Origin of the sequence: Herbaspirillum rhizosphaerae (genome assembly GCF_046025915.1) — a bacterium.
GTDB classification, from domain to species: Bacteria; Pseudomonadota; Gammaproteobacteria; order Burkholderiales; family Burkholderiaceae_D; genus Herbaspirillum; species Herbaspirillum rhizosphaerae_A.
Window position 1 is genome coordinate 199,889 of record NZ_JAQQFR010000010.1, and the last position, 10,594, is coordinate 210,482.

Sequence of the window (10,594 nt, forward strand, 5' to 3'; positions counted from 1 at the left end):
TCCTGTGTGACGTTCCAGATGGAGCGTTGTACATCAATCCTGTGTTTGCGTCCGGAACGGATAATCGAGCGGCTGACGTTGGCTATCAACAGAGTGTTTTCCACTGTTGAGGAGACGTCCAGGAGCGAACCCATTCAAAGAGTTCAGATGCCGGCATTGGCCGGGATATTCCATAACCTTGTGCCAGCTCGCAACCAATCCGCAGCAATTCTTCTCCATGGGCAATGGTCTCGACTCCTTCGGCGATAACCTTCCGGTGAAATGCTTCGGCCAAGCCAATTACCCCGCGAACAATAGCCAGATCTTCCTGATCGCCTAGCATGTCTCGCACAAAGCTTTGGTCGATTTTCAATGTTTCCGCTGGAAGACGCTTGAGATAGGTGAGCGATGAATAGCCAGTGCCGAAGTCATCAATGGAAAAATGCACTCCCAACTCTCGGCATACCTGCATAACTTGCGATACCGCCTCGATATCTTGCAGCGCGCTTGTCTCAAGAATTTCCAACTCCAGATTTTCCGGATCTACATCGGGATAGCATCCCAGGAGATCTCGGAGCGCAGTATAGAAATTATCTTGCTGAAGTTGTCTCGGCCCCAAATTGACACTGACTGAAAGCACCAATCCCATTGCCTTCCAGGTCGTCATTTGCATCAGGGCCTGCGTGATGACCCACATGCCAAGATCATCGCTAAGTCTGTCGCCCTCAATCAATGGCAAAAAAGAGCCCGGCGGGACTAGACCCAACTCCGGATGCTGCCATCTGATGAGCGCCTCGACGCCAACGACGGCACCGGTCCGCATGTTGACCTTGGGTTGGTAATGCAGCACAAATTCGTTGAGCTCCAGTGCCTCGGATAGTCGCCGTAGCTGGGCGCTACGGCCTTTTTCTTCTGCATCCCGCACGGCATCGAAGAGATGATATTTATTTTTCCCTGATTGTTTTGCTTCATACATCGCGAAATCCGCATGTCGTATTAGCTGGTCTTCGTCAACATCATCATGGGGGTAAAGCGTGACCCCGATACTTGCAGAGATCTGGACAAGGTGATTTCCGATAGCAATGGGCTCTGAGCAAGCTTTCAGGATTTTTTTCGTTAGACAATCGAGCTCCTCGTTGCCGGAAATATCCACCAGGACAGCGACAAATTCATCACCTCCCATGCGTGCAAGTGTATCGACCTCGCGCAAAGTAGATGCCATGCGCCGGGCGATGGCAACCAGCAGCGCATCGCCTAGTTCGTGCCCCCATTGGTCGTTGACTTGTTTGAAACCGTCAAGGTCGAGATAGAGAACGGCCAGATTTTTTTCGCTACGCTTGCTCATCCGCATGGCCTGGCGGAGCCGGTCTGATAGCAACAGGCGATTCGGTAAATCAGTGAGGACATCGAAATGCGTGATGTGCTCTAGTTTTTCCTGCTGTTTGCGCAAGGAGGTGATATCGGTAAACAGGGCAACGTACTTGTGTGTTTGTCCAGATTGATCGGTGACGGCGCTGATGGTCAATAATCCTGTATAGGATTCACCGTCTTTGCGTCGGCTCCAGATTTCAGACCGCGCGTGGCCGTTGCGCACCAATTCGACGAGTATTCCTTTCTCGATGTCAGGTCCCTGGCGGCTCGATTTGAATACGCTATAAGTCCGGCCGATCAGTTCTTCTCTGGAATACCCTGTAATGCAGGTCAAAGCCTGATTGACCTCGATAATCACGCCATGATTGTCGGTAATGGCAATGCCCTCGCTGGTATGCGTAAATACGCAAGAGGTGAGTTTGAAATTGGCTTCCGATACCTTCTGTAAGGTGACATCGCGCGCAATCTTTGATGCACCGATTATTGTTCCTTGTTTGTCCCTAATCGGTGAAATAGTGACGGAGACATGGATAGGCGAACCATTCTTACGCATGCGTATTGTGTCGAAATGATCGATTTTTTCCCCGGCAAGAATTTTCTCGAGAATGAACATCTCTTCGTTCTGTCGATCTTCGGGAAACAATTTGAGCATCTGCTGACCTAGCATTTCCTCTGCACTATAGCCAAACATGACTTGCGCTGCGGCATTCCAGCTGGTGATTCTGCCGTCGAGTGTCTTGCTGATGATCGCGTCATCGGAAGAATTGACCAGTGCCTGGAACTGCTCGACAGCATTTTCCAGCTGTACTTGCGTCGTGACGTCACGAGCTATTTTTGAGGCGCCAATTATTCGTCCCTGGCGATCTCGTATTGGAGAGATCGTGACCGATACATTGATCGGGGATCCTCCTTTGCGAATACGCACGGTTTCAAAATGGGTGACATGCTCGCCGCTGATAATCTTGTCGAGAATCAGGGCTTCCTCATCGGTTCTGTCAGATGGAAACAGACGTAGCATCGGTTGACCCAGCATCTCATCCTCTGTATAGCCGAAGATGACTTCTGCCCCGTGGTTCCAACTGGTGATAGTGCCATCAAGAGTCTTGCTGATGATGGCATCTTCGGAGGATTGAATGATTCCTTCGAAGTAATCTTTGGATGAGTATAGTCGCCGGGTACGTTCGGTCGATGCGCGGGGCCACGGCTCGGGGGCATCCACCTCAGTGCCGTCCAGGTCATCTTTGCCCGAGTAATTTTTCATGGATTTCTGTTCCTCGCAGTATGGTTCTTGGCGTCGGCTCTCGACGGGGAGAGTGGCAACCTACCAATTGGTATTTTTAGTGGGAACTAACTGCAGTGCAGCAATACAGCTCGGAACGGCGAGCAAGCTTTTTTTAGTAGCGGCAATTGTCCTGATACTACATGGGTATGGCCTTTTTGCCACATAGGGAATTTCCTGATTGTCGTCAGGCTTATACATCCGATGCGTGACTCTACTGCAGGGAAAAAAGAATCGATTTGAGCTATCTCAATTCGCTACACATCACAAGCGATCATAGTGAAGAAAATCCTTCCATTCATGGATAGTTACGAGGCCAATGTGTCGAAATTCAGATCGTATTTTTCTTTATCGTCCCGGCCACTATTGATGGTCGCCTTGTTGCTGAGTATTCCCGCCTTCTATCTGGTGCTCAACAGCGATGCGCTGCCATATCGAGATACCGGACGATGGCTGTATGGTGCGGTGGCATTGCTTGCCGGTTTTGAATTGTGGCGGCACTACCAGGTGCCGCCTTTGAACACGAAACACAGGAGACTGGCTGCCGCGGACTTGCTGATAGTCTTTGGCGCTGTTGCCAGTGCGTGGCCATACGAGTCGTCGTGGCATTTTATGGAGTGGTTATTCAGACTGGCCTATTGTGCCGTCGTGTTCTTACGGCTGTCACTGTTGCTGGCGCGTTATGTCGCACCGCACAGGCTGTCGCAGATCGGTGTTTTTGCCTTGTTTGTGTTGGCGATCGCAGGCGAAGGATTTTTATTGCTGGAGCCAAAAATCCATAGTTATGCGGACGGTGTCTGGCTGGCATTTCTGACCGTCGCTACGCTGGGATATGGCGACCTGGTCCCCTCCGTACCCGGATCCAGAGTCTTCGCCGTATTTATTGTTCTATTGGGCTATGCCTTATTTTCTGTCTTCACCGCGAGTATTTCAGCAATTCTGGTAGGAGAAGACGAAAAGCGCCTTCGGCATGAACTGCATATGGACACCCGGATGTTGCGTGCCGAGATTGCAGCGCTACGCAAGGAACTCAGAGAAGGGTTGCTGCAAGAGGGGCGTCGCAGCAACGGCGACAGCGTTCGCCAGGAAGAGGCTTAGAACCGCCCAAGGTTTCAAGCCTCTTCTCTGAACGGCAGCGTCAATGTGACAAGAGGACGGGTAGTGTCATCGTATTGAGAATCAGCGACGTCACACCTCCAAGCAATACTTCGCGGAAACGTGAGTGGCCATATCCACCCATGACCAGCAGATCGGCTCCTTTATCGGCGGCCAGAGATAGCAGGGCGTTGCCGACATCAAGCTCCGTATTTTCTTCCTCGATCTCGATTTTTACCCCATGACGCGCCAGGTATAGCCCTATGTCGGCCCCCGGTTGTTCACCATGCGTGGCAAATCGTTGGGAGGGGTTGAAGATCGCGATGGTGACCTTCTCGGCGCGTTTGAGCATCGGCAACGCATTAGCGACTGCATGTGTGGCTTCCATGCTGCCGTCCCAGGCAACCAGAATGTTACTGCCGGTGTTGCTGAATTTGCCCGCATAGGGAACTACCAGTACCGGTCTCGATGAGTTGAGCATGACGTATTCAGGCAGATCGGAAATGTCGACGGCATCGGGTTCATTGAGATCCATCTGACTGACAACGACCAGATCGCTATAGCGTGCCTGCAGCGCAAGAGCACCTTGTGCATCATCTTCGCTGACACGTCGTTCGTAGGAATTCACTCCCATTTTTTTAACGATTTCTTCGAAATGATCAAGGCTGTGCTGTGCACGTTGCCGGAGCGTATCGATTACCGATGTCACGAACACCATGCCGTCCGGGTAGATGAAACGTGAGATGCCGGTAACGGCGACCCCGATAAGATGCGCATCGTGAGCAATCGCAATTTCTGCAGCAAGTTTGATGCGCTCGGCCGAACGGCGGGACTGGTCGACATAGACGAGGATAGTTTTATATGACATGAGTTCACCAGGAGGTTGTCGGTCAAAGTGTGCAAGTTTTTGCACTGAGGAAAACTGGCTCCAACATAGCATTTGAGGTGATGCCGGAGATTGACATACATCAAGCGCCTTAGCGGTTTCTTGCCGTATCCATTGCCTGCTTTGGCATCCTTCTACCCGGATCAAAGCTGTTTTTAATCCCTTATTTATGCTGCGGATTGTCATCCTTTTGACGTGGATCAAATATAAAAAGCAATGCCGTACTACAGTCGACCTATGCTGATCGCACATTTTCAATTTGCCTTGAGGATCGAAGATCTGGATACGGTCGCCGCCGTGCCTAAAGACGTACTGGAGAAAATCGTCGCCGGCATTCCGGTCGGCCATCTTGGCAGCGGCAGTGATATTGCGCGGTTGGTCTTGTTTCTTGCGGATGATGCGGCAGGTTTCATCACGGGCGCTACGCTTGACATCAACGGCGGTCAATTCATGGCCTGACGTCGCGCGCATCAGGTCAGAAATAATGTATGCAGGAGCAATAGATGAAAACACTTACATGGTCACCGCAGATGTCTTTAGGCATCGTTGAAATGGACAATGCTCACAAAGAATTGATTGAGGAATTGACCGAGATCATGGTCGCGCCCGATCACGAATTTGTGACGTGTTTGCTGCGCATAGTGGAGTTGCTGGAAACCGATTTTCGGGAAGAAGAGACGCTGATGGAGAAAATGAACTATCCCGCATTGCGGGAGCATCGCGCAGAGCATGCGGATTTACTGAGTACCTTGCATCACGTGGTTCCCAAGGCAATGAACGGTGAGTATGTGTTGCCCCGGCAAGTACTTGGCATGCTGCCTCAATGGTTTTTAAATCATTTGATAAGAATGGACGCCGAGCTGGTTAAAGCGCTTAGCAAGTGCGGGGCCAAGCCGAGCATCCATGCGCAGGCATCGGTGCCGTAAAGGCGACATGTTGCGTTGATTTTCGAAATTTTTCGTTGTTTGAATCAGGTCTCTGACACTGAGCCTGTTAGCCAAGGAGTTGTTATGTTCTCGTTCCCTTCGATGCAAAATCCCGACGAAGTCAGGCGCATGTTCAATGCAGAGTTTCGTTTGTATAACTCTGTCATTACAAATGCCGTCGACGTCGCATTCAGAATCGCTGATTTGAATCTGTGCGTTCTGAAGCAAACCGCCGCCGGTTGGTCAGAAAAATCGGCCAAAATTGGACTGGCGGAAGGTAAAACCATGCCAGAATGGCTCGACGCGAGCCATCTCAAAAAGGATGTTGAAAACTTGACGACCTATGGGCAGCAAGTCAGCAAGCTGATGCTGGACTTGCAGGGGGAGCTGGTAAAAGTAGCGCAGCAGCGCGCCTCGCAGACGCTGAGTGCAAATACTGCAACCGGCGCCAATCAGCCGTCTGCGCAGTCCCTCGTGCCAGCAAGCGGGGCTTCTGCCATGGCGTTTATTCAGAACATGGTTGAGCAAGCTAGCAAGGGATACACGCAATGGGCCAGTACTGCACTGAGTGCGATGGATGCGGTTGAGAGCGAGGCAGCTCACGCTGACGGCGCAAAGAATGTGGCACAGGCAACAAAGACGCGTACGCGCAAATAAGCCCCAAGACATCGTCGATTTGAGGTCTGGCCCGACAGCATCGACTGAATTTCTCGTCGATGCTGTTTTTACTGTCTCTTATTGCGCCTGCTTCTTTCTTATACGGTTGCGCGATGGGGCGCATTGCCGGAGGACCTGACTAGTAGTACCGGCACAGGCGATGTTCGTGCAACCTGCTCAGCGTCGCTTCCCATGAGAAAACGGCGAACGCCGCGACGGCCATGTGTTCCGATCACAATAACATCAGCCTTCCAGGTCGCTGCCCGTTCAACGATGACATCTGCAATGTGCGCGCCCATGGCTTCCTTGATTTCGGTCTCAACAGCTATTCCTGATTTTTCCATCTCGGTACGTGTGCGAGTCAGTAGTTCCTCAGCTTCCTTCAATGCGAGAGGCCTGGTTGTCGTGACGTAGACATCCGGCTCCTCGAAACCATTGCTCAGCGTTGTCATATCGAGGACATGCAGCAAGCGTACACGCGCTTTGCATAGCATTGCCAGCCGGCACGCTTCCTTGACTGCAGATTCGGCGGTGTTGCTGCCATCGATGGGGACGAGAATGGTCTTGTACATGATGAGCTCCTGGTGAGATAAGTCCTTGATCAGACTGCTTGAAAGTGAATGGATATTGCCGCCAAGAGCGGCTGTGCCAGGCTGGCGGCCATCCACTCTTCGTTGGTTGGTTCCACAGCCACAGCGACGTTGCTCTGCGGGGATGAAATCAAGGGTAAGTTGCTTTGATTGCACTGCGGATCCAGCTTCAACCCGAGAAACGACAGGCCCTTGCAGATCCGGTTTCGAAGTTCGGCATGGTGTTCGCCGATGCCGGCGGTAAAGACCAACATGTCGAGGCCGCCCATTACTGCCGTCAGTGCGCCGACTTCGCGGACAATCCGACGCACATACAGCGCCAGCGCATCGAACGCGCGTGGATTGTCGGACTCCGCAGAGATCAACTCACGCGGATCGGACGACATGCCGGAGACGCCCAGTAAGCCGGACTCGTGATAAAGAAGGTGACCAAGCTGTTGCGAAGAGAGGTGCTTTGCCTCCATCAGATACAGCAATACACCGGGATCCAAAGATCCGCACCTGGTCCCCATCATCAGGCCGTCCAGGGCAGAAAACCCCATGGTGGTTGCAACACTACGCAGGTTCTGCATGGCGCACAGGCTCGCACCGCTCCCCAGATGCGCGACAATGATATTGCCGCGAGCGGCATCGCCATAACGTTCAGCCAATGCTACAGACATGTACTCGTACGATAGTCCGTGAAAGCCGTAGCGTTGTATCCCGCTTTCCCAGGCGGAGTAGGGAATCGGCAGCATTTTCTCGACACGGGGCAAGGTGTGATGAAAAGCCGTGTCAAAGCAGGCAATCTGTATCAGGCCCGGCCGTGCGTCCAGCAAGCTCTCGATGGCCTCCAGCGAGAAAGGCTGATGCAGCGGCGCCAGAGGAATGTAACTGCGCAAGTCTGCAAGAACCTGATGATCAATTCGTGCAGGTGAAAAATACTTTGCACCCCCATGCACAACGCGATGTATGACGGCAATGAGGCGACTGCTGCCCAATCTGTTGACGGTATAGTCCCGAATGCGTTGCAGGGCCGCATGATAAGGCGCAGCCGTATCGACGGTCAGCGTCTCGGTTGCCTGACCCGATACCGAGAACGTTGGCGTCGCTCCGGTAATTCCATCAGCCTTGCCGCTCCAGAGTGGCGTTCGCTGTAGCGGTAGAGGCATATTGAAGAGTGCAAATTTTATGCTTGATGAACCGCAGTTCAATACCAGGACGCAATCGTTCATGTCTGGTCCTGTTTATGGTTGGCCAGTAGCAGCGCAATCGCGCAGGACGCAATGCGTGATTCGCGCGAATCCGCCCGGCTGGTCAATATGATCGGCACGCGAGCGCCGAGCACGATACCGGCGCTCGCGGCGCCGCCCAGATATTCAAGTTGCTTGGCCAGCATGTTGCCACTCTCCAGATCCGGCACGACAAGGATGTCGGCGCGTCCTGCGACTTCGGAGGTAATGCCCTTGATACGCGCCGCGGCGATGGATACCGCGTTGTCGAATGCGAGAGGACCATCAAGAATGGCGCCGCTGATTTGTCCCCGATCGGCCATCTTGCATAACGCGGCGGCATCCAGCGTAGCTGCCATTCGGGGATTGATGGTTTCTACCGCAGCGAGAATGGCAACGCGCGGCTGTTGTACGCCGATGGCCTGCGCAAGTCCGATGGCGTTGCGAATGATGTCCGCTTTTTCTTCCAGATTCGGCGCTATATTGATGGCGGCATCGGTGATGATGAAAGGGCGCGGATAGCTGGGTGTCTGCATCAGGAAGCAATGGCTCAGGCGTCTTCCGGTGCGCAGAGCAGGGCTGGCCAGCACCGCCGACATCAGTTCATCGGTATGAAGGCTTCCCTTCATCAATGCGCCGACCTCACCGTTTGCAGCCATCTCAACAGCGCGCGCCGCGGCGGCGTGGCTATGCGCCACGTCTTCAATGCGCAGCGCCGAGATATCCAGGCTGTTGCTGTCAGCAATGGCTTGCAACTTGGCAAGTGGCGCGACGAGAATCGGAACGATGATGCCGGCGGCTTGTGCGTCAAGTGCCGCAGACAGGCTGAGGAAGTCGCAAGGATGTATCACCGCAGTTGCCACCGCGCCCATTGGGCGAACATGATCGAGCAATCTGATCAGGCCGTTGTCTCCGGTCGACAGGCGAACCTCAGGCAATGTACTGCGCGGCATGGAGATGCGTTCCGTGGGGGCGATTACCTCCGCCACACCTTCGATCACGATGACGCCGTTCTGATTGAGGCATGAGCATGCCAGTGTGAGACGTTTCTTTGCTTCATCACGTTCAGTCACGCGTACGCTGATGGTCAGCGTGTCACCGATGCGTGCCGGCGCCTTGAAACTCAAGGTCTGACCGAGATAGATCGTTCCAGGCCCTGGCAGGCGCGTGCCGATAACCGCTGATATCAGCGCGCCACCGAGCATGCCATGCGCGATGACACCATGAAAGCGAGTGGACGACGCGAACTCTGCATCCAGATGTTGGGGATTGACGTCTCCCGAGAGGATCGCAAATAACTGAATGTCTTGCGCTGTTAGCGTCCTTTCGATGGAAGCGCTGTCGCCCAGTGATATTTCATCGAAAATGCGATTTTGAACTACACATAGATCGTTGTTACCCATGATGCCTCCGGCTATGAAGTGCCTGTTCGGGAAAAAATAGTAATGAAAGAACACTCAGGCCATTTGCCCGATGGTCTTTCGAAAACGTGCCAAGGAAGCGAAGAACAAAATCATTCCGATTACCGCGATCGCAAGCATTTGCGGCCAAATGACGCTGATTCCTGCACCTCGGTACAGGATCGCCTGTGCGGCGGACACGAAATGCGTCGTTGGTGCCGCGAGCATCACGTCTTGTACGAACACCGGCATGCTTTCTCGGGGTGTCGATCCTCCCGAGAGCAATTGCAGCGGCAGCAATACCAGCACCAGCAGCATGCCGAACTGAGGCATGCTGCGCGCCAGCATCGCCATAAAAATGCCCATCGAGGTCGTCGCGAATAGATGCAGTGCCGCTACCAGCAGGAACAGCAAGATTGAGCCTTGAATCGGCACCCGCAAGGCGCCTTGAACGATAACGAGAAGCGCCGCTGCAGCAGCTAACAGAACTATCAGCCCCATGGACCATACTTTGGCGAGCATGATTTCCAGGGGAGTCACCGGCATGACGAGCAGATGCTCGATGGTGCCGTGTTCGCGCTCACGGATGAGTGCGGCGCCAGTCAGGATGATGGACAACATGGTGACGTTATTGATGATCTCCATGATCGAACCGAACCAGGCCCGTTCGAGATTGGAATTGAAGCGGGTGTGCAGTACCAGATCGACAGCGACGGGCGCGGTTCCGCGATAGCGTTGCAGGAATTCGGAAACCTCGGCATTGATGATGTCGAGAATATAGGAATTACCGGTAAATGCCTGGCTCATGCGCGTGGCATCAACGTTCAGCTGCATCGCTGGTGAGCGGCCCGCCAGCACGTCGCGTTGAAAATCAGGCGGGATATCGAGCACAAAGGTGTAGTCGCCATTGTCCATGCCGACATCCATCTGGCTCAGAGAAATCATCTCCGGTGTTTTGAAATAAGGCGGATAGAAACTGGCAGCGATGCGCGCCGACAGTGGCGACCCGTCTTCGTCAACAATAGCAATTGCCGCATTGTGCAGACTGTCCGGCATGGCTGTTGCCGCCACATAGATAGAGATGCTAAAGGTATAGACGATCAGCACCAGCATGGCTGGATCGCGCGCCAGGCTCCACAGTTCCTTGATGCCAAGGCGAGCGATATTGGTGGCGGTGCGCAAGGATAGATAGCGTTGCAT

The 10,594-nt window shown here is 53.4% G+C and carries 9 protein-coding genes; 3 read left to right on the forward strand and 6 right to left on the reverse strand.

From position 1 onward, the window contains the following. Positions 1-85: 85 nt before the first annotated feature. Positions 86-2,611: a sensor domain-containing protein gene (locus PQR63_RS16335; protein WP_408169051.1), complete on the reverse strand. Its 2,526-nt coding sequence runs from the start codon at positions 2,609-2,611 to the stop codon at positions 86-88. Between the two features lie 297 nt (positions 2,612-2,908). On the opposite strand from PQR63_RS16335, the gene PQR63_RS16340 reads away from it, so the two are divergent. Further along, entirely contained in the window at positions 2,909-3,727 is an 819-nt protein-coding gene (locus PQR63_RS16340; protein WP_408169052.1) for a potassium channel family protein, read from the forward strand. Positions 3,728-3,767: 40 nt separating this feature from the next. Here the strand turns inward: PQR63_RS16340 and PQR63_RS16345 are convergent, their stop codons facing one another. Continuing rightward, the gene (locus PQR63_RS16345; RefSeq protein ID WP_408169053.1) at positions 3,768-4,592 is read right to left on the reverse strand and encodes a universal stress protein; all 825 of its coding nucleotides are present in this window, start codon (positions 4,590-4,592) and stop codon (positions 3,768-3,770) included. Between the two features lie 521 nt (positions 4,593-5,113). Here PQR63_RS16345 and PQR63_RS16355 point away from each other — a divergent pair. Beyond that, positions 5,114-5,536: a bacteriohemerythrin gene (locus PQR63_RS16355; protein WP_408169055.1), complete on the forward strand. Its 423-nt coding sequence runs from the start codon at positions 5,114-5,116 to the stop codon at positions 5,534-5,536. Between the two features lie 129 nt (positions 5,537-5,665). After that, positions 5,666-6,193, forward strand: coding sequence for a hypothetical protein (locus PQR63_RS16360; RefSeq protein ID WP_408169056.1), 528 nt, complete (start codon positions 5,666-5,668; stop codon positions 6,191-6,193). A gap of 98 nt (positions 6,194-6,291) precedes the next feature. Here the strand turns inward: PQR63_RS16360 and PQR63_RS16365 are convergent, their stop codons facing one another. Genes PQR63_RS16365 through PQR63_RS16380 form a run of 4 tightly spaced genes read right to left on the reverse strand, consistent with a single transcriptional unit; the run spans position 6,292 to position 10,594 of the window. Further along, positions 6,292-6,765 (reverse strand): universal stress protein, encoded by a 474-nt coding sequence (locus PQR63_RS16365; protein WP_408169057.1) that lies wholly within the window; start codon positions 6,763-6,765, stop codon positions 6,292-6,294. A 29-nt stretch (positions 6,766-6,794) separates the two neighbouring features. Next, positions 6,795-7,997, reverse strand: a complete 1,203-nt coding sequence (locus PQR63_RS16370) for an acetate/propionate family kinase (RefSeq protein ID WP_408169058.1) — start codon at positions 7,995-7,997, stop codon at positions 6,795-6,797. Continuing rightward, positions 7,994-9,397, reverse strand: coding sequence for a bifunctional enoyl-CoA hydratase/phosphate acetyltransferase (locus PQR63_RS16375; protein WP_408169059.1), 1,404 nt, complete (start codon positions 9,395-9,397; stop codon positions 7,994-7,996). The genes PQR63_RS16370 and PQR63_RS16375 overlap by 4 nt, the downstream gene beginning before the upstream one ends. 54 nt (positions 9,398-9,451) lie before the next feature. Continuing rightward, positions 9,452-10,594, reverse strand: coding sequence for an ABC transporter permease (locus tag PQR63_RS16380; RefSeq protein WP_408169060.1), 1,143 nt, complete (start codon positions 10,592-10,594; stop codon positions 9,452-9,454).

Bases quoted from the DNA above. Each gene is read 5' to 3' on its own strand.
- PQR63_RS16375 (WP_408169059.1), bottom strand. From the start codon at position 9,397: ATGGGTAACAACGATCTATGTGTAGTTCAAAATCGCATTTTCGATGAA.
- PQR63_RS16380 (WP_408169060.1), bottom strand. From the start codon at position 10,594: ATGCAACGCTATCTATCCTTGCGCACCGCCACCAATATCGCTCGCCTT.
- PQR63_RS16355 (WP_408169055.1), top strand. From the start codon at position 5,114: ATGAAAACACTTACATGGTCACCGCAGATGTCTTTAGGCATCGTTGAA.
- PQR63_RS16335 (WP_408169051.1), bottom strand. From the start codon at position 2,611: ATGAAAAATTACTCGGGCAAAGATGACCTGGACGGCACTGAGGTGGAT.
- PQR63_RS16345 (WP_408169053.1), bottom strand. From the start codon at position 4,592: ATGTCATATAAAACTATCCTCGTCTATGTCGACCAGTCCCGCCGTTCG.
- PQR63_RS16365 (WP_408169057.1), bottom strand. From the start codon at position 6,765: ATGTACAAGACCATTCTCGTCCCCATCGATGGCAGCAACACCGCCGAA.
- PQR63_RS16360 (WP_408169056.1), top strand. From the start codon at position 5,666: ATGTTCAATGCAGAGTTTCGTTTGTATAACTCTGTCATTACAAATGCC.
- PQR63_RS16370 (WP_408169058.1), bottom strand. From the start codon at position 7,997: ATGAACGATTGCGTCCTGGTATTGAACTGCGGTTCATCAAGCATAAAA.